Source organism: Metasolibacillus sp. FSL H7-0170, from assembly GCF_038593115.1.
Taxonomy (GTDB): Bacteria; Bacillota; Bacilli; order Bacillales_A; family Planococcaceae; genus Metasolibacillus; species Metasolibacillus fluoroglycofenilyticus.
In genome coordinates this window covers 2,402,478-2,422,464 of sequence record NZ_CP151964.1, presented here as the reverse complement: position 1 = coordinate 2,422,464, position 19,987 = coordinate 2,402,478, and the positions used below count along the sequence as shown (strand labels likewise).

The window sequence follows — 19,987 nt, the reverse complement described above, 5'->3', positions numbered from 1 at the left end:
AATGGCTGATTTAACATTAAAAAATATTTATAAAACATATAGTGACGGCACAAATGCAGTTGAGAATTTTAATTTAGAAGTAAAAGACCATGAATTTATTGTGCTTGTTGGACCATCAGGCTGTGGGAAATCTACTACTCTACGTATGATAGCGGGGTTAGAGGAAATTTCATCGGGTGATTTTCTCATTGGCAATGACCGCGTAAACGATGTTGAGCCAAAAGACCGCGATATCGCGATGGTGTTTCAAAACTATGCCTTGTATCCTCATATGACTACTTATGACAATATGGCATTTGGGTTGAAATTAAGAAAAATGGATAAAGCAGAAATTCGCCAAAGAGTAGAAAATGCTTCTGAAATACTAGATTTAACAAAGTACTTGGATAAAAAGCCGAAAGCCTTATCTGGAGGACAACGGCAACGAGTTGCATTAGGCAGAGCCATCGTTCGAGATGCCAAAGTTTTTTTAATGGATGAGCCTTTATCAAATTTAGATGCGAAACTACGAATGCATATGCGAGCGGAAATTATTAAGCTACATAAACGATTACAAACAACAACGATTTATGTTACGCATGACCAAACGGAAGCACTGACAATGGCATCACGCATTGTAGTGATGAAAAGCGGACGCATTATGCAGATTGGTACGCCAACGGAAGTTTATGAAAAACCGCAAAATACATTTGTTGCTAGCTTTATTGGATCTCCACCAATGAATTTTTTGACGGGGGTCGTAACAAATGACGGTTTAAAGGTAGACAACATTATGTTAAAAGCTTCTGCTCAAAGTATAAAAACTTTAATTGACAAAGGTTATTTAGATAAAAAAATTATCATTGGCATTCGTCCTGAAGACATCTCCAAAAGCCTTGAGGCTGTACAAGATGAAAAAACATATAAGGCTCGAATTACAGTGCCTGAAATGCTTGGCTCTGAAACGATTCTTTATTTTGATTTAGATGGGCATGACATGATTGCCAAGTTGCGTACTGCTGAGACATTTAACATTGATGATAATATCTTTATCCAAATTAATATGGATAATGCCCATTATTTTGATGAGGAAACAGAACAAAGAATTTTTTAAGGAGTGTTATAGATGCAATCAAAAAATGATTTAACCTCTACAGATAAAATTTCAAATGGGATGTTTCTTGGCACATATGCCCCAGCGTTAGTTGAGATGTGTGGTTTAGGGGGCTTCGATTTTATTGTTTTGGATAATGAGCACGGTGCTTTTAGTGACAGAGATTTAGAGGAGCTCATTCGAACAGCAGATGCGGTAGATTTATTATCAATCGTCCGTGTTTCATACGATGAATCAAGTATTCAAAAAGCGCTTGACCGAGGTGCTCGCGGGATTCAAGTACCGATGGTTAATACGAAAGAGGATGCATTAAAAATTGTGCAGCAAGCGAAATACCCTCCTTTAGGTAAAAGAGGGGTCGCTTATTCACATAGAGCAGCAAAATATGGCTTATTGAGTGGACAGCGTTATTTAGATGAATGCAACAATGAGACATTTATAGCAATTCATATTGAAACATATGAGTCATTTGAAAATTTGGATGAAATTTTACAGGTGGAAGGAATTGACCTTATCTTTATTGGTTTAACAGATTTATCTGTAGATATGGGATATACGGACAATTCAAATCATCCAGATGTTATGAATGTGGTGCAAGAAATTTATAAAAAGGCAAATGCAGCGAATGTTGCAGTTGGGGAAGTTGCAGGAAATGTAGAAGCAGCCCAAAAAGCAGTAGCTAGAGGGGCTAGCTATGTGGTTTTAGTAGGAACAAATTACTTAATGAAATCATTGCAGGGATATATTGCAAGTATGGAGTAACATTGTGATGACAATTCAAGCTTTATTAAATGGATATAAGAGCAAACGATTTAAGCCACGGGAAATCATTCAATCCTATTTTCAAAAAATTCATGACTTGCAACCAAATGCCAATAGCTTTATTCAAATAACGGAAGAGTTAGCACTCGAAGAAATAGAATCCTTGCAGGACAATCAACCATTGTATGGTGTACCGTTTTCTGTGAAAGATTGTATTGATGTAAGAGGGTACATAACAACAAATGGTGTACTCGAAACAAATGCTGTGAAAAAAACTGAGCATGCCTCTATTTTTGATAAACTTGAACGGGCAGGGGCAATCTGTCTAGGAAAAACCAATTTATCGGAATATGCAACAAGTGTGCTTTTACCAAGTACCTCGTTTGGTGCAGTGACGAATGCACAGCATCCAACCTTTATTCCAGGCGGTTCAAGCAGTGGTTCAGCAGTAGCAGTTGCCCAAGGTGTATCTTTATTTTCAATAGGAACAGATACATCAGGCTCCACGCGTATTCCTGCTGCATGTAATGAAATTGTAGGGTTTAAGGCTCCATATAAAAGGGCGCTTTTACATGGGGTAACACCACTATCTGTGACTCAAGATCATATTGGCATATTGACGAAAAACATAGCCGATTTGAAAAAGGTATTACAGAGCCTTGATATGGTTAGCACGGATACTATAAAAACTGTGAAAAAAATCGGTATTCCTAAAGGGTATTTTGATACATGCTTAGATGCAGAGGTTGCCAACTCACTAGAGAAAGTTTATCAACAATTTCTGCAATTAGGATTTGAACTAGTTGAGCTAGATACATCTTTTTTGCAAGACACATTAGCTGTAACTAGAACGATTGGTACAAAGGAATTTGGCAGGGAACATATGAAGGGTCTGGGGGATAATCCACATCTTTCCCAAACAATCAAGAACACATTACAACGGAGCTTAGAAATTACAGATAATCTGTACAATGAAGCTTTAGAAATAAAAGAAGCATGGATACGGAAATTTATTCAGTATTTTAAACAAGTTGACATGATTGTAACACCGACATTACCGATTGTTCCACCTATGCTAGACATTACAACGATTACATTAAATCAAAAGCAACACGATGTAGAAGAATTACTTGTTAGGTGTACAAGTCCATTTAATGTCATGGGGTTCCCAACAGTGTCTCTACCATCCAATATAGTTCATCGAGACTTGAAATTTTCTATACAGCTCACAGTTTTAGAAGAAGATATTAATTTATTATTAGATTTTGCAAATGACGTTTTCGAAAAATGATAAATTAGGGGGCAATTAGATGAAGAAATTTATGAAAAAAAGTAAGTTCTTATTGGTTTTTGTTAGTGTCTTAGTCTTAGTTCTTAGCGGCTGTTCAGGTGGAAGCTCGGGTGAGGTTGATACATCAAAGCCTGTCAAAGTGCTATTATCTGCTGGTGATATTGGTCAGTTTAATGCTTGGAAAGCGCGTAGTGAGGAATTCACAAAAGAGACAGGTATTAAAGTTGAATTTTTAGAAACACCGTATGACAACTTACTAGAAAATATTACGACTGATGGTATTTCTAACGGTGGTGCATATGATTTAGTTGTATTTTTAGATTCTATGGGACCCGCCCTTACACAATTTTTGGAGCCTTTAGATAGCTATATTCAAAAGGATAATTTTGATGTAGGAAGATGGCCGAAATCGTTAGTTGATTTATCTACGTTTGATGGTAGCATCTATAGCTTCCCAGTGCGTGGACATGTACAGATGATGTTTTACCGTGATGATATTTTTAAGAAATACAATTTAGAAGTGCCAACGACTTGGGATGAATTTGATGTAGTAGCACAAACGATTAAAGAAAATGAAGGCATGGATGCCATTGTTCCATACTATAAAACGGGTAACAATGGACAAAACCTGTTCATGTGGACATCTTATTTATGGGGCAATAAAGGCGACATCTTTGATGAGAACTACAAGCCAATTTTCAATAACCAAGAAGGAATTGAAGCAACTCAAAGATACGTAGATTTATTAGTAAAAGATAAAGTAGCTGCTGCTAGCTCTGTTTCTTATGGAGAGCAGGATTCTCGCACACATTTTAAACAAGGCGACGGTGCTATTTGGATTGGCTGGTGGTGGGTGTACTCAGAATTTAACAGTGCTGAAGCATCCGCTCCTGAAGTTGTAGGAAATGTAAAGTATGCACCAGTACCAACATGGGATGGTCAAGGTACATCAACAAATATTAGCTCATTCCCATTAGCCATCACAAAAGGCTCTAAAAATAAGGATGCTGCTTGGGAAGTTTTAAAATGGATTTCGTCTACTGAAGAAGAGCTAGATATTGTAACGCAAACTTGGGAAAACACAATTGACCCATCGCAGGCATCAACAGTTGTAACACAGCTTGATAATTTAAAGGATGCAAAATTAAATGAGCTTTCAAACAACTTCTATCAAGTTGGAGCTGAAGGATTCGAAAATTCGAAAGCATTACCAAACATTCCAGAATGGTCACAGATTGCAGATACATTGAGCTCTGCTATTTCCAATATGGCTACAGGTGCATCTGTAGAAAGTGAATTAAATAAAGCTGCATCTCAAGTTGAAGCCATTTTACAAAGCGCTGGTTATTACGAATAGTAAAACTGTACAAGTGTGTTAAGTAGCTTAAAAATATATTAGCACACTTGTCTATTTTCATCTCATTCAAACGATTTCTTATGAATCTGTAGATGTTCATATGAAATAAGAAAAGAGGTACAAGATGAATAAAAATCTTTTTAAATATTTACTGTTGGCTCCAGCACTATTACTTATCTTATTAATTACAATTTATCCGTTATTTAATTCATTTTGGATTAGTCTTCATGAATGGGATTTGAAAAAATCCGTTGAAATGGGTAACTTTGTTGGATTGGATAACTATATGAGGGCGTTTACAGATAAATATTTTTGGAATAGTGTCATCATCACACTAATTTTTGTAATTAGTACCGTTGTAATTACATTGACGTTAAGCTTTATTGTTGCTCTGTTACTAAGCACTGATGGTAAGTTTATGCAGTTTGTACGTGCGATTATTATTATTCCATTTGCAATCAGCCCAGCATTAGTAGGTTATTCATGGAGATTTATGTTAAACCCGGAATATGGCCTATTCCATAAAATTATGGGGACATTTTTCCCCTTCTTAGGTGATGTTGTTTGGCTAGGCAGTAGTGTCACTTCTTTGTTGGCTTTAATATCGGTGACAGTATGGATTTGGCTACCATTTATGAGCTTAATGTTTATTAGTGGATTAATCGGTATTTCAACAGAGGTATATGAGGCAGCAAAAGTAGATGGAGCAACGTGGGTACAAACGATTTTCAAAATTACACTACCATTAATGAAGCCTATTATTTTAATTGCTTCTATTTTAATGACAATGTTCACACTAAAAGTATTTGATCCTGTTGTCACTTTAACGCAAGGAGGACCAGGTAACTCAACAGAGGTATTGAATTTCTTCATTTATAAAAATGCTTTCAGATACTTTGATATGGGGTATTCGTCAGCGCTAGGATATATATTAGCAATGATTACAATTATTTTTGTAGTCATTTATATGAGAAAGCTAAGCAAAGGAGATGATTGGAGTTGACAGTTGTAAAATCGACAAATCAAAAAAAGTTCAACATGAAGAATTTCCTTAGATATATTGGTGTATGCCTTGTGCTTATTTTCTTGTTCTTACCTATATTATGGATTGTGATGACAGCTTTTAAGACAGAAAATGATTCATATAATTTTACGATATTTTTTCAGCCAGTTTTAGATAATTTTAAGTTTTTATTTAGCCAACAATTTAATTTAGGAAAGTACTATTTCAACAGTATATGGATTGTCTTTGCTACATTGATTATTACGATTCCAGTAAGTGTTTTAGCGGCATATAGTTTGTCTCGCTTTGAAATTAAAGGAAAACAATTAATTATGTTTGCTATTTTAGCTACACAATTTATTCCGCTAGTGGTGAATTTAATTCCATTATTCTTGATTTTCAGAAACTTAAATTTAATTGATACGACAGTCGCGCTTATCATTGTTAATCTGGGACATACAATCCCGTATGCTATTTGGTTAATCAAAGGCTTTATTGATCGCGTTCCCATTGATACGGAGGAGGCAGCTTCGATTGATGGCGCGAATAGATTTCAGATTATTACTAAAATTCTGATACCTACAGCGCTACCTGGAATTATTACCGCCACAGTTTTCTGCTTTGTTATTACATGGAATGAGTTTATGTTTGCATTGATTTTAACACAAAGAGAGGCTGTTACTTTACCAATCGCATTATCATTCTTCAATGGAGAAAAAGGTGTTGTTTGGAATCAAATGGCGGCTGCAGGAATTGTCTTCATGCTACCAACAGTTATTTTCATGCTATTAGTGAGAAAACAGTTTGTACAAGGTATGACTTCAGGAAGTGTTAAATAAATAAAAAGGTGTGGTATGCAAATGGAAAAAGAAAATAAACAGCTAGAAAAACAAATGGAAAAAGAAGAGGTGTCGAATGTGAAAGAAACTATGCCTACAACGAAGAAAAAATATGACCATATCATACATTATGCGAATACGGCAGATGTTAATATGATTGACCATCGAGATGATGAAGACTATATATCACTAGAAAGCCATCAAATCAAGAAACAGAGTATGAAAGGTTTTAATAGTGAGTACAACAATATCGTTGATTATATTGTTAAAATTACAAGACAAATCTGGAAAGAGAAGGATATTGGTCTTATTTATGACACATACAGTACTAGTATATCTGTTCATAAAGGTTTAGTGAATTCACATGGAATTAACGAAGTTATTTCGGGTACATTGCAAACGCTGCAAGCATTCCCAGACCGTAAAGGATTAGGCTGGAGCGTCTTGTGGTCTGGCAATGATGAAGATGGCTTTTTCACATCGCATCGAGGAAAATCCTATGCAACCAATGCTGGAGATAGTGCCTATGGCAAGGCTACAGGTAAAAAGGTGATATTTAGAACGAGCGCGGATTGCTTAATTAAGGATAATAAAATTTATGAAGAATGGCTCGTAATGGATACATATCATTTAGTGCAACAATTAGGTATTGATCCTGTAGAAGTAGCCAAGAAATTTGCAAAAAGCTCAGTTAATCTAGCACCTCCAATTCAATTTGGTTTACCGGAAACAGCAGAAATGGGATTGCCACCAAAATTATTAGATATAGATTTGAAAAATTGGGAAGTAGGCAATTTCATGCTTTACATGTTTAATCGAATTTGGGATCGACGCTCGATTAATTTTGTACGTGAATGTTATGAGGAAAATGCAGTTGTGCACTATGTATGTAATAAAGATGTAGTAGGGTTCAATGAAATCCAAGGTATGTATATTAGCCTATTTGCATCTGTACCAAATGCCAAACTAATTTTAGAACGCATCACATGTAATAAACGCGATAACGACTTTAATTGGGATGTGGCAGTACGCTGGCGCTTACAAGGTGTACATGAAGGATTAGGTTATTTTGGTGCACCATCTGGAAAGTTTATCGAAATTTGTGGCATCAACCATTATAAAATCCGCAATAAAAAAATTGTAGAAGAGCATTTTTTATTTGATGGAATCGAAGTTTTACGACAAATTCATACTGAAGTAGTGAATGAAGATAGCGGCATTATTATTGAAGATGGCAATTTTTCTGGGGTATCTTAAGCAATTTTAAACTTTCATATTCAAAGGAGAACAGCATGAAAAAGACACAGTTGTGGATTAATGGTCAATGGGAGCCGACAGACCAAACATATGAACTTTATGCACCATTTTCTGGTGAATTACTTGCACATGTAGCTAAAGCAACTGTTTCAGATGTTAATCGTGCAATAGAAGCAGCACAAGAAGCATATCAAGCATTTAAGCAAACAAGTGCATATGAACGCTCTGAAATATTGTATAAAGTAGTGGAACTACTGAAGATGCGTAAACAAGAAATGGTTGATATTTTAGTGAAGGAAGCTGGTAAACCTGCGAAAGCGGCAATGGCGGAAGTAGAGCGTACCATTTCAACTTATTTATTTGCCGCTGAAGGTGCTAAACAGCCTAGCGGTGAAACTGTTCCTTTGGATGCTGCACCAACGGGAGTTGGCTATATGGGCTATACAAAAAGAGTTCCTTTAGGCGTTGTTTCAGCCATTACGCCATTTAATTTTCCGTTTAATTTAGTAGCACATAAATTAGGACCTGCCTTTGCTGCGGGGAATACAGTTGTGTTAAAACCAGCAAATCAAACACCTATGAGCGCACTATTTATGGCGGAAATATTTAAAGAAGCTGGATTACCAGATGGGGCATTACAAATTGTTACTGGTTCAGGTGGAGAGTTGAGCGAAGCTTTGACTACTCATAGATACATTAAAAAGGTCACATTTACTGGTAGTGAAAAAGTCGGGTTGGAGATTAAAGAAAAAGTAGGCTTACGGAAGCTGACGTTAGAATTAGGTTCAAATTCTGCATTAATTATAGAGCCCAGTACCCCAATTCAACAGATTATTCAGCGAGCAGTAAATGGCGCATTTAATTTCGCAGGACAAGTATGTATTTCGTTACAAAGGATATATGTACATCAATCTATTTATTCACAATTTGTAGAAGCTTTCGTAGAAGAAACAAAAAAATTAGTTATTGGCAATCCGGCAGATGGAACTACTGATATATCAGCTATGATTAACCCAAAAGAAGTACAACGTTTGCAAAGTTGGTTAGAGGAAGCGAAGGAATCAGGGGCACAAATTATTGCTGGAGGGACTTTTACAGAGCGTATTATGACACCTACAGTCGTCGTTAATACTTCTCCAAACATGAAAATCGTATGCCAAGAAACATTTGCACCTGTCGTTTCAATTGTACCGTATAAGGATTTGGATGAGGCAATTCATCTAGTTAATGCTTCTAATTATGGATTGAATGTTGGCATCTATACGCAAAATTTAACAGATGCCCTGTATGCAGCTGATGACATTGATACGGGGTCATTGATTATTAATGATATTCCCTCTTTCCGTGTAGATAATATGCCGTATGGTGGCGTAAAGCAAAGTGGTTATGGGCGTGAAGGAATTAAATTTGCTATTGAAGAAATGACAAATTTGAAATTTATAGCAGTGAAAAAGAGTTTGTGAGACGAGTAGGAGGGAATTTAAAATGATTTATGTGAAACAAGCCAAAAGCACAACTGCAACATCAATGAACGAAGTGTCTACAATTGTTAAGGATATTATTGAAGATATAAAGCAAAATGGGGATGCCGCAGTATTAAAATATGAGGAGAAATTTGGTTCTTCTAACAGACCATTTCGCGTAACGCAAGAGGAGATTGATAATAGCATTGCTCAACTCTCTAGTGACACAAAAGAATTAATTGATCGAGTAGTAGAACGGGTAAATGCCTTTGCTAAGGCGCAGCTAAAGTGCTTGCAGCCATTAGATGCAGATTTCGGTGATGGCATTAGAATGGGGCATAAAATCGTACCAATTGAAACAATTGGTGCATATATTCCGGGGGGACGTTTCCCATTACTTTCATCTGGCCCAATGGTGGTTGCGCCAGCAAAAGTAGCAGGTGTTAAGCGCATTGTTGCATGTAGCCCCGCAAACTATCAAGGAGGAATTCATCCTGCTGTTTTATACGGACTTGTCAAATCAGGTGCTACAGATATTTTTGCTATTGGCGGTGCACAAGCCATTGCTGCGATGGCTTATGGTACAGAAACAGTACCAGAAGTAAGCATGATTGCGGGTCCGGGAAATAAATTTGTAGCAGAAGCAAAAAAACAAGTTTTTGGGAAAGTAGGAATCGACTTACTTGCAGGTCCAAGTGAAGTTATGGTATTTGCTGATGAACATGGCAATGCATTAAAGATTACGGCTGATTTATTAGCGCAAGCCGAACATGACCCGAGTGCACGTGCGATATTTGTGACAAATTCGATGGATGTAGCAAATCGAGTAGTAGAACAAGTACATGAAACATTGAAGGAATTTTCAAATGATTCACCAGCACATGCTTCTTGGGAAGATTACGGTGAAGTCATTGTTACGGATTCAATCGAGGAAGGAATCACGGTATGTAATGATTACGCAAGTGAGCATTTACATGTACATGTAGAAGAAGCTGATAAATATACAGCAAGTTTAACAAATTACGGTTCTTTATTTATTGGAGAGGATAGCTCAGTTGTATTCTCTGATAAAGTGTCGGGAACAAATCATACACTGCCTACATTAAAAGCTGCTAAGTATACAGGCGGATTATGGGTAGGAAGCTATATTAAAGTATTAACGCATCAAAAAATAACCGGTGAAGGTGTCCAATACTTAGCGAACCACGCTGCACAGCAGTCTGAAATCGAAGGGTTAGAGGGGCACAAACTGTCTGCCGCAGTTCGAATTAAATAAATAAGAAGTGCCGGATCCCCCCTTTCCGGCACTTTTTTTAGCTACATCACATTAGATTGTTAATAGCCTATTAGAAGAAATACTTGAGTCATTTGAGGATATTCGGGGTGAAAAAGCGCCTTTTCTGACGCTCTTTTACTGTACAACCCCATCAACCATCTTCACAATACGATTAACGTATGGCAGCATTTCTTCATCGTGTGTGACGATTAATGTAGCGATATTTAGCTCTTTTGTGATGCTTTGCAGTAGCTCCATTATTTCTTTCGAGCGTGTAGAATCTAAGCTAGCAGTAGGCTCATCTGCAAATAAAACCTTTGGCTGATGAATGATGGCACGGGCAATTGCGACACGTTGCTTTTCACCACCCGACAGTGAGGCAGGGTACATGTTTTTTCGGTGCTCCATGCCAATCAATGATAAAATGTGGTCGATATGCTGCTGTTGCTTAGTCTTAGCCCATTTTACTTCTGCTACATCAAGCATAAGGAAGAGCTGTTCCTCTACAGTTAAAAATGGTACAAGATGGGCAAATTGAAAGACGAAGCCGAACTCACTAGCACGCACCTGACGAATTTGTTCTTCATTCATTGTGGCTAAATCGTGCTCATTAAAAATGATACTTCCCTCAGAGGCAGATTGAAGTCCAGCGGCAATTGTGAGCAGTGTGCTTTTGCCTGAGCCAGATGAGCCTACTAAAGCAGTCATTTCACCTGGATATAATGTCAAACTAACTCCTTTTAATATTTCTTCTTTTACTTCTCCCATTTGAAACGTTTTGTGTACATCAGTCACTGTAAATAAAGCCATTTTATCCATCTCCCCGCTGTATCGCCTGTAAAGGTTCAATTTGTTTAATTTGCAAACCAGAAAGCGTTGCCCCTATGAAGCCGATTACTAAAAAAATGCCAGCCAATTGTAGCGTAGTAGTAATTGATAAATGGAAGGGCATTTCGCTCGGCGCAAGCAAGACAAAAGCCTGGCTTAAGGCAATTGCAAATGCAAGGGCAATAATAGTAATTACAAGCATTTGTGTCCAAATTAATTGGAATAGCTTAACCGTTTTTAAACCGATTGCTTTTAAAATACCGTATAAGCCAATTTTTTGTACATTCATCATATAGAAGAAAATAGCGAATAGCATTCCGCTGATGATAATCAAAAAGCTTACAATCATATTTAAAGACATTTGCTCTGCTTTATAGCTTGGGATACTTTGAAGTAATGCTTTTGCAGTAAATGCTTGCAATCCATCAATCACAAGTACCTCACTATTTGGGATAAAAATTAATTGCATCGTATTTGTGCGATACATTTCTTGATAATCCTGTTGACTAATAAAGGCAACAGGTGCATGACTGTATTTTTGCTCCTCAACAAAGCCTTTCACAGTCAACTCACCATTCAATTGATTACTTACTAAGCGATCCCCTATATTTACACCTTTTGCTTGCAGTGATTGATCAAGCACAACCTCTCCCTGCGCTATTTCTGGAAATAAATTTGAAGACGTCGCTGTAGTGAAGGCTACACCATGCTGCTGCTCCTCTATATCATTTAAAAAGCCCATTGAAATTGATAAGGCAACCGCATTGTCATGCTGTTGAAGCAAATCATCCTGTATATTTTGCGGGATTTGAGACATATTGAATGACCCCTCCGCCTTCTCCGTCATATAAAATTGCCCATTCGGCAAATTTCTAATCAGCGCCGCATTGTCCTGTGACAAACCATTCGCCAACCCCGAAATAATCAATGTCAAAAAGCTGATAAGAAAAACAATTGAACCAACAATAATAAACCTCACTTTATTTCGTTTCATTTCCTTCCAAGCAAGATTCATACGAAGCACCTCCATGTTTCTTGATAACCTAACTATAAAAGGTAAAACTGAACTGAGCATGAACTAGTAAAGTGAAAATAAAAAAGACTATAGGTTCGCCTACAGTCTTTAAGGTGTGTGGATTATTACAATTTATTACCTAATAGAATGTTTTTAAAAAAAATTTTAGGATGCAATTTATATTTGCTTACATTAATCAAAATATTTTAATGTATATATTGCCCGAATTCTAAAGTAATTGTTTGAAGTAAAGAGTCATCATTATATATTTTAACTAATTCAATTGCTTTGGATAAATAAGGTGTTTCGTTAGAAGGTTTTAGTTTTTGTAAGCATATTTCTTTTCTCGATAGACAAACTACTAGTGATACATAAGGTAATGTTTTCAATTGGTTATTTAGTAATTGATTTATTATTTGTAAAGCTTCATTGTATTGTTCACTTTTAATTAATAATAATGAGACATTAATTTGCACACTCGTTTTTAAATGCCTAACTTCTTCAAATTGTTTATATTTTTTTAAACGCTGGAGCATGTTTTTTGATATTTCAATTGCTGTTTCTGTAGGAAAAACATATAAAATAGAGTTTAATAAAAGAAAATCCGCAATATACCAGTTATGTAACGCTGACATGCGTTCCCAAATAGGAGAAACAAGTTCCCTTGCATTTTCCATACCTTGTTCGTACCAAAGATGAAGTAATGCCGTGCAGACTATACGTAAATCCTCTAAAAATAAATCTTCGTTATGTTGTAAATAGTCTTCAATCATAGCTAGTATTTTTTTCAATTCCAACTTTGAATTATATGATAGCGAGAAAAAATCTTGTATTAATTGTGCTTTAGGGTCCTTTTGGAAATTTTCGTGAATAAAGGAGAATTCGTTATATGTCATATTTAGTCTTTCTAATAATTGATGAAAAGCGACAAAATTAATATCAGATTGATTATGTTCAAATTTCGAAAAAGAACTTTGGGATAAGATTCCTTTTGCTAAATACTGCTGACTATAACCCTTGTTTTTACGAATTAATTTTAAAGTTGTTCCATAAGTCATTGATTACTTCCTTTCTAAAATATCTAAATTTGAATATTTTGTTTTGATTTTAAATATATCGTATAAAATAAAGGAAAAAGATTCACGCATATTATGGGATTTATTAAATACTAATAATTGAAAATCAATAAACTTTTCATCAAGTACAAATCATTTCATTATAAAAGAACGACTATTGTAGCTCATAATTAATCTCACAATCCTTGATTTTTTGATACACATATTTTAGAGAAAATATAGGTTAAAGTTCACTTTCAGCCCACAAAACTCCTATACACTATTAAAGGAATTTTTTAAGTAATTTTATTTATAAGTGTAACTGTAAAACTTGTGTTAAATAGGTCCGTTCCTCTTCTAGTTTTTCTATTAATTCCCGATCTCCAATAAGTGTAGCAAGTTCAAATAAATTATTAATATTATCTTCAACATATATATCTTTGTTTATTTTTGCTAGTAATAATTGATGGCGTAACATAGATAGGGCTGTCTGAAAATAGATTTTCCTTTTCTTAAAATTTGTTATCACTTGTTCATTTAATTCAAGTGCTTTTTTCAAATAGCCTTCACGAATTAATAAATGCACTAAGTTATATTGAAATGTAATAGTCAAAAGATGATACTTAATATCCAAATTATGATATCTCTCGAGCTGAGCTATTGCCAAGTTACTAATCGAAATAGCTGTTTCTACAGGGAATAAAAACAGAATATTATTTATTAAATAAATATCGGATAAATACCATGTATCAAATTTCTGTAAACGATTCCATACTTGTTGGGCATAGGAGGTTGCGATATCAAAATTTCCGTCTCGTTTTAAGGAAATAAATCCTTTGCTTATAAAATAAATATCCTGAATGTACCTATCTTCCTCTGATTGTAGTAGTATTTCCGCTTTATGAATTATTTCTTCCAATACACTAATGTCTATGAATCGTAGCTGGAAGAATGATTGGATAATATAGTTACGTTCTGTTAATTGATGGTTATTATGAATATATTCGAATTCATCATGGCTAAGGTCCAGTCTGTGTAAAATTCTATTGAAATGTTCTACTGTTAAATTAATTTTACCTAATTCAAATTTTGAATAGCTAGTTTGATGAAGAATACCTTTAGTAATTTGTGTTTGGGAGTAATTTTTGCTATTTCTTATCTTTTTAGTTGTTGCACCAATCATATAATATCCTCCTAAAAATCAAAATAAGCTTATACGCTTATTTTATACTATTCTCTCATAAGAGCTATATGATAATTGTATATTATGGATGGGAGAAAAAGGAGGGAATAGTATGGTTTATGAAGTAGCACTTTTTATTGACTGGTTAATCGGTATTGGTGGTTAAATATCTTTATATACATGGAATCCTAATTTTCTGAATATTCGTGAAATTAGGATTCTATGTAATTTCGATATATAATACCGAAATAATTTAGTGCAAATTAAGTCTAGGTGAAACAATATAAATAAAAATTTAGCTTTTTACTACAAATAATTATCTAAAGAGGTGGTTTTACAAAATGAGAGTACAAGCTTATTTTCACTTGTTAAATAAGTATGAGAGCTTTCCAGTTGAGGAAGTGACAAAGGTTTTAAATCTACTTCCGACGTTTGTTAATGAACGACAAGAAATGCCTCTGTACACCTCGATATTCTGTAACTTCACCAATTGGCAATATGGAAAAGAATATAATGAATTTCATAATATAAATGATTTATTGATTTCGTTAGTTGAAGTACTTGAACCAAAAATGAATTTAATTAAACAGTTAATAAACAAGTATAAATTGACTGCGGAAATAGCAATCGTAATGGGTATAGATGAAGGACGTATGCTTAGTCTGATGATAGATTCAAGGGTTTGCAATTTTGCCGCTGAGATTAATGCTGGCATTAACATTTATTCTTATGAATTTGAAAGTTTAATAGATAGTAGTTTGTATTTGTTAAATTGAATTATTATGGGGAATTAAGCAATATACTATTCATAAAACCCAAGTAATGATGAGACTTTTCGTCATTATTTGGGTTTTCTTAATTAATTGTAGCCTCCCTTTACGGGCAATCACACATAAGGTAGAATTTTTAGTGAGTAATACAGAAAAGGGGTGTTTGTATTGGCTAGTAATAAAATATGGTCATCGTTTAGCGAGGCTGTGGCAGATATTGGGGATGGCAGCACGTTAATAGTTGGTGGCTTTGGTCTTTGTGGTATTCCTGAAAAATCAATTGAAGCGCTGAAGGATAAAGGGATAAAGGATTTAACAGTTGTTAGCAATAACTGTGGTGTAGATGATTGGGGACTAGGGTTACTCCTTGCCAATAAGCAAATTAAAAAAATGGTCGCTTCTTATGTGGGAGAAAATAAAATTTTTGAGCAGCAATTTTTAAGTGGTGAGCTAGAGGTTGAACTGACACCACAGGGAACACTAGCAGAACGCATTCGTGCAGGTGGTGCAGGTATTCCAGGTTTTTATACGGCAACAGGAGTAGGAACACCAATTGCAGAAGGGAAGGAAATTAAAGTCTTCAACGGCAAAGAATATTTGCTCGAGGAAGGTATTGTCGGCGATTTTGCGCTAGTGAAGGCTTGGAAGGCTGATACAATGGGTAATTTAGTGTTCCGTAAAACATCACGCAATTTTAACCCACTTGCGGCAACAGCGGGAAAGATTACGATTGCAGAAGTGGAAGAAATCGTTGAGGTTGGTGAGCTTGATCCAGATGAAATCCATACACCGGGTATTTATGTACAGCGTGTTTTGCTAGGAGAAAACTATGAGAAACGCATCGAACGACGTGTTGTGAAGGGGGATCTTTGATATGCGTGATAGTAGACAATTGATTGTAGCGCGTGCTGTACAAGAAGTGAAGGATGGCATGTATGTCAATTTAGGTATCGGCATTCCAACACTTGTCGCGGACGCTTTACCAGCAGATGTCAATGTATTATTACAATCAGAAAATGGTTTGCTAGGCATCGGACCTTATCCAACAGATGCGGAAGTTGATGCAGATTTAATTAATGCAGGAAAGGAAACGGTTACTGCTGCGCGCGGTGCAGCCTTCTTTGATAGTGCTGCGTCATTTGCGATGATTCGTGGGGGACATATTGATTTAGCTATTTTAGGTGGGATGGAAGTTTCACAGGAAGGCGATTTAGCGAATTGGATGATTCCCGGCAAAATGGTAAAGGGCATGGGTGGCGCAATGGATTTAGTTGTTGGCGCGAAGCGTGTCGTTGTTATTATGGAGCATGTCAATAAACATGGTGAGTCGAAAATTAAAAAAGAATGCACATTACCTTTAACAGGAAAGGCAGTTGTACATCGTCTAATTACGGATTTAGCGGTGTTTGATTTTACAGAAGAGGGTATGGTTTTAATTGAAGTGCAAGAAGGTAGTTCTGTACAAGAAGTTCGGCAGAAGACAGAGGCGAACTTTATAGAAAAATTATAGTGAGTAAACTTTTGTTGCTAATAAAAAGCTTCTTTTTAAATAAGCAATAGTAAATGAACTAAGCTGATGGATAAGGTAGATTACTGCCTCTTCCATCAGCTTATTAGGTTGGTAGACCTTATCAAAATTGCCTCGTTATCATGACCTAGCTGAATCATTTTGCTCAAATATTCGTTTATTAGATTTTCGAAATAAATCGCTGTGGCTCGATATGGTTGCGTTCCAAAAATAACTCCCTTACTTTTAAATTTTCTGTAACAGATATATTTTGTTTATCTACACACTTACTACTTCGCTCCTAATAATAGGTTAGGTAAAAATAACGCAAATGCTGGGAAGTATGTAGTAATAAGTAGTGTAGGAATCCAAGCAAAAATTAACATAATTAATGTAGGATTAAGCATGTACTTAATCTGTACGTTACCAACACGTCCTCCAAGATATAGTAGAGGTGCAGTAGGTGGTGTTAATAAGCCCATACCTAAGTTAACACCGATAATTGCAGCGAAATGAATAGGATCTATACCGATACCAACGACAATCGGTAATAATAAAGGTGTTGCTAAAAGTACAGCACTTACATCATCCATAATCATGCCTAAAAAAATTAGGAAGAGGTTTATTAGTAATAAAATAACAAATTTATTTTCACTAATTGATAGTAAAATGTCCATAATTGTATTTGGAATATTTTCCATGATAATGATACGGCTAAATAGCATAATTGCATACAGCATTACCATGATAACCCCTGTTGTCGTTGCAGCTTCGAGGAAAATAGTTCCCAATGACTTAATTTTTAATGATTTATATACCCATATACCTACAGGAATTGCATAGAATACAGCTAATGCTGCAGCTTCTGTTGGTGTTGCGATGCCGCTGTAAATACTACCTAAAATTAATACAGGCATTAATAATGCTGGAACAGCAATCAATCCATTCTTTTTAAGCTTTACAGAAAACGTAAGGTCTTCCTCACTGAAACTTTCTTTTACTAAGACATTTTTATTATTTCTCATATAGAAGAAGTTAATAATGCCAAGGAAAATCATCAAGAGGATTCCTGGTCCTACAGTAGATAAAAATGCCCTTAATACAGATTGATTTCCTACCCATGCGTATAAAATCATAATGCTACTTGGTGGGATTAGTAAACCTAATACAGAAGCATTCGCAATAAGGGAGCTTGCAAAACCCTTTGAGTAGCCTTTCTCTAACAGACGAGGCATCATAATTTTACCAATACTTGTCAAGGCGGCAGCAGCACTACCTGACATTGCGCCGAAAATAGCGCAAGCTAAAATCGTTACATAACCCATTCCACTTTTTATTTTACCAATAAAAATTTCAGCAAAATTAACGATTTTCTCACCGATTCCTCCAACACTCATAACTCCGCCAGCTAAAACGAATAATGGAATTGCCAGTAAGACGATATTATTAAGCTTACTAAAGCCATAAGGCAATAAGAAAGAAGGATCATATCCAAGAGTGAATACTAGATAAATAACAATACCTAAGAATACAAACGGAATCGGGATTCCTAGTAGTAAAAGTATAATTAGCCCTATTATGGCTGTAATCCATATCATATATTATTCCCCCTCTAAGCTCCGCGAAACACTACTTTTATTTGTTGAATAAATTGAATTAAAGTATAGAAAACCATCAGTATAAAGCCGATTAGAATTGTTCCATGTGGTATGTATAGTGGAATTTTCCAACCTGGTGTTCTACCACCTGCACCGTAGCTCCAAATAAGATAATTTAAGCTCCAATAAATGATGATGCCGCCAACAATTAAAACAAAGAATTGGTTAAATAATTTCAGCGCATTTAATGTTTTTTCAGAAGTAATATAAGATTCTAGTAAATCTGCTCGAATATGGTTTTGCTCATAACTTCCTTGAGCACCGCCAATAAAGTATAAGAGAAAGATGGGAATTAATAGTAGTTCATCAATACCGAAGAGGTCAATTTTTAAGAAATATCTAAGAATAACTGTAAAAAATAAGCCTAAAGCTACTAGGACATTTGCTGTAATTAAAAGATATTTTTGGCTATTCACAATAAATTTCAAGGACTACTCCTCCAATCTGTATGAAATAAATAAGCGGTGTGTTTTACACCGCTTATTCGATTAAATGTAATTACTGATATAGCCTAATTAGCTCTTCTACAACATCTGTACCAAATTCACCTTCAAGTCGATTCCAAGTTTTAGAACGTACTGTTTCAGCAAGTGTGCTAAGGTCTGCGTCAGACAACTCAACGACATTAATGCCGTAATCTGCAAGCTTCACTAAAAATTCCGCATCACCTGCTTTAGATTCATCAATACTTTCAATGAACATTTCGTTTGCTAGTACTTTAATAATTTCTTGGTCTTCTTCTGTCAGTTTTGAGAATGCATTTTGATTAATAATAAAACCATCTGCATTGAAAAAATCTTTTGTGAAATAGAAGTGTTTAAGAACATCGCGGAATCCTGTATAGTTTAATGCAACGTCACCGCCAGACCAACCATCAGAAGCTCCTGTTTGCATCGCTGTATATAAATCAGCAAAAGGAATAGAAGTTGTACGGAAACCTAAATCCTCCATAGGAAACTTATAAACACTACTAGATGGTGAGCGTAATAAAAGCCCTTTATCAACAGTTGGATCAGTTAAGTTTTTGATTTCTTTAGTTGTTCCAAGGCCGCCATAACCATTAGCATAATAACCTAAAAACTCAATACCTAAGCTTGCATTTGCTTCCTTTACTACGTCATGTACATAAGAACCTACACCGATAATATCTACTGCATCTGCGTAGTCTGGAACTAAATATGGTGCTGCTGCTACTGTTACTTGTCCGTTTAACTCTTCTGGCATAGTAATTAGCCCCATTTCAATTGTGCCATGAGAAATTTCCTCATATACTGTTGTGTAATCCCCAAGCTGGTTAGCAGGATACACCTTAATATTGACACGACCACTCGTTCGCTCTTTCACTTTATCTACAAATCGATATAATGCTTGTGTACTTGGATGATCGTCAGGCGATTGTCCAGCTAATCGCAGGTTTACTACATCGCTATCTGAACTCTCTTTGCCTCCACTTTCTCCACCACCACACGCTGCTAAAATCAGCAGGAGTGCTGATAAAAATAAAACGCTTACAATCTTTTTCATAAAAAATCCTCCCTTTATTGAATTGTTGTACTAAATATCAATAACTGAACTAATATCGGAAAATTCAGTAAATTAAACTTAGTATTTATGAAGATTTAAGTTGCAA

The 19,987-nt window shown here is 35.5% G+C and carries 19 protein-coding genes; 12 read left to right on the top strand and 7 right to left on the bottom strand.

Annotated elements, in window-relative coordinates; genetic code table 11:
* The first annotated feature begins 1 nt into the window (after position 1).
* From ugpC to hisD, 9 genes are all read left to right on the top strand, one after another.
* A complete protein-coding gene (gene ugpC, locus MHH70_RS11255) occupies positions 2-1,093 on the top strand; it encodes a sn-glycerol-3-phosphate ABC transporter ATP-binding protein UgpC (protein WP_066165926.1) in 1,092 nt (363 codons plus the stop codon).
* 12 nt (positions 1,094-1,105) lie between these two features.
* Complete coding sequence (locus MHH70_RS11250) at positions 1,106-1,855, top strand: aldolase/citrate lyase family protein (protein WP_107943779.1); 750 nt, start codon at positions 1,106-1,108, stop codon at positions 1,853-1,855.
* A gap of 7 nt (positions 1,856-1,862) precedes the next feature.
* Positions 1,863-3,146 carry an amidase gene (locus MHH70_RS11245; RefSeq protein ID WP_342471528.1) on the top strand — a complete coding sequence of 428 codons (1,284 nt, stop codon included), beginning with the start codon at positions 1,863-1,865 and terminating at the stop codon, positions 3,144-3,146.
* Between the two features lie 19 nt (positions 3,147-3,165).
* On the top strand, positions 3,166-4,503 hold the full coding sequence (locus MHH70_RS11240; protein ID WP_235616102.1) for a sugar ABC transporter substrate-binding protein: 1,338 nt from the start codon (positions 3,166-3,168) through the stop codon (positions 4,501-4,503).
* 124 nt (positions 4,504-4,627) lie between these two features.
* Positions 4,628-5,506, top strand: a complete 879-nt coding sequence (locus MHH70_RS11235; RefSeq protein WP_066165935.1) for a sugar ABC transporter permease — start codon at positions 4,628-4,630, stop codon at positions 5,504-5,506.
* Positions 5,503-6,345, top strand: a complete 843-nt coding sequence (locus MHH70_RS11230; RefSeq protein ID WP_235616101.1) for a carbohydrate ABC transporter permease — start codon at positions 5,503-5,505, stop codon at positions 6,343-6,345. Before MHH70_RS11235 ends, MHH70_RS11230 begins: the two co-directional genes overlap by 4 nt.
* A 21-nt stretch (positions 6,346-6,366) precedes the next feature.
* On the top strand, positions 6,367-7,602 hold the full coding sequence (locus MHH70_RS11225) for an ester cyclase (protein WP_342471527.1): 1,236 nt from the start codon (positions 6,367-6,369) through the stop codon (positions 7,600-7,602).
* Positions 7,603-7,637: 35 nt separating this feature from the next.
* The gene (locus MHH70_RS11220) at positions 7,638-9,065 is read left to right on the top strand and encodes an aldehyde dehydrogenase family protein (RefSeq protein WP_342471526.1); all 1,428 of its coding nucleotides are present in this window, start codon (positions 7,638-7,640) and stop codon (positions 9,063-9,065) included.
* Between the two features lie 22 nt (positions 9,066-9,087).
* Entirely contained in the window at positions 9,088-10,341 is a 1,254-nt protein-coding gene (hisD, locus tag MHH70_RS11215; RefSeq protein WP_342471525.1) for a histidinol dehydrogenase, read from the top strand.
* A gap of 135 nt (positions 10,342-10,476) precedes the next feature.
* Here the strand turns inward: hisD and MHH70_RS11210 are convergent, their stop codons facing one another.
* The 4 genes from MHH70_RS11210 to MHH70_RS11195 form a co-directional block, all read right to left on the bottom strand.
* Positions 10,477-11,151, bottom strand: coding sequence for an ABC transporter ATP-binding protein (locus MHH70_RS11210; protein WP_107943775.1), 675 nt, complete (start codon positions 11,149-11,151; stop codon positions 10,477-10,479).
* Between the two features lies 1 nt (position 11,152).
* Complete coding sequence (locus MHH70_RS11205; protein WP_342471524.1) at positions 11,153-12,184, bottom strand: ABC transporter permease; 1,032 nt, start codon at positions 12,182-12,184, stop codon at positions 11,153-11,155.
* 206 nt (positions 12,185-12,390) lie between these two features.
* Positions 12,391-13,242: a helix-turn-helix transcriptional regulator gene (locus MHH70_RS11200; RefSeq protein WP_342471523.1), complete on the bottom strand. Its 852-nt coding sequence runs from the start codon at positions 13,240-13,242 to the stop codon at positions 12,391-12,393.
* A 307-nt stretch (positions 13,243-13,549) separates the two neighbouring features.
* Complete coding sequence (locus MHH70_RS11195; protein ID WP_066165956.1) at positions 13,550-14,422, bottom strand: helix-turn-helix transcriptional regulator; 873 nt, start codon at positions 14,420-14,422, stop codon at positions 13,550-13,552.
* A gap of 341 nt (positions 14,423-14,763) precedes the next feature.
* Here MHH70_RS11195 and MHH70_RS11190 point away from each other — a divergent pair, with 341 nt between their 5' ends.
* The 3 genes from MHH70_RS11190 (at position 14,764) to MHH70_RS11180 (ending at position 16,702) form a co-directional block, all read left to right on the top strand.
* Positions 14,764-15,198 (top strand): DUF4279 domain-containing protein, encoded by a 435-nt coding sequence (locus MHH70_RS11190; RefSeq protein WP_066165960.1) that lies wholly within the window; start codon positions 14,764-14,766, stop codon positions 15,196-15,198.
* Between the two features lie 162 nt (positions 15,199-15,360).
* Positions 15,361-16,065, top strand: coding sequence for a CoA transferase subunit A (locus MHH70_RS11185; RefSeq protein ID WP_342471522.1), 705 nt, complete (start codon positions 15,361-15,363; stop codon positions 16,063-16,065).
* A gap of 1 nt (position 16,066) precedes the next feature.
* A complete protein-coding gene (locus tag MHH70_RS11180) occupies positions 16,067-16,702 on the top strand; it encodes a 3-oxoacid CoA-transferase subunit B (protein ID WP_342471521.1) in 636 nt (211 codons plus the stop codon).
* A gap of 287 nt (positions 16,703-16,989) precedes the next feature.
* On the opposite strand, the gene MHH70_RS11175 is transcribed toward MHH70_RS11180, so the two are convergent.
* The 3 genes from MHH70_RS11175 to dctP all read right to left on the bottom strand — a co-directional run bounded on the left by MHH70_RS11175 (position 16,990) and on the right by dctP (position 19,881).
* Positions 16,990-18,297, bottom strand: a complete 1,308-nt coding sequence (locus MHH70_RS11175; protein WP_342471520.1) for a TRAP transporter large permease — start codon at positions 18,295-18,297, stop codon at positions 16,990-16,992.
* Positions 18,298-18,311: 14 nt separating this feature from the next.
* Positions 18,312-18,785 carry a TRAP transporter small permease gene (locus MHH70_RS11170; protein ID WP_342471519.1) on the bottom strand — a complete coding sequence of 158 codons (474 nt, stop codon included), beginning with the start codon at positions 18,783-18,785 and terminating at the stop codon, positions 18,312-18,314.
* Positions 18,786-18,855: 70 nt separating this feature from the next.
* On the bottom strand, positions 18,856-19,881 hold the full coding sequence (gene dctP / locus MHH70_RS11165; protein ID WP_342471518.1) for a TRAP transporter substrate-binding protein DctP: 1,026 nt from the start codon (positions 19,879-19,881) through the stop codon (positions 18,856-18,858).
* Between the last annotated feature and the right edge of the window lie 106 nt (positions 19,882-19,987).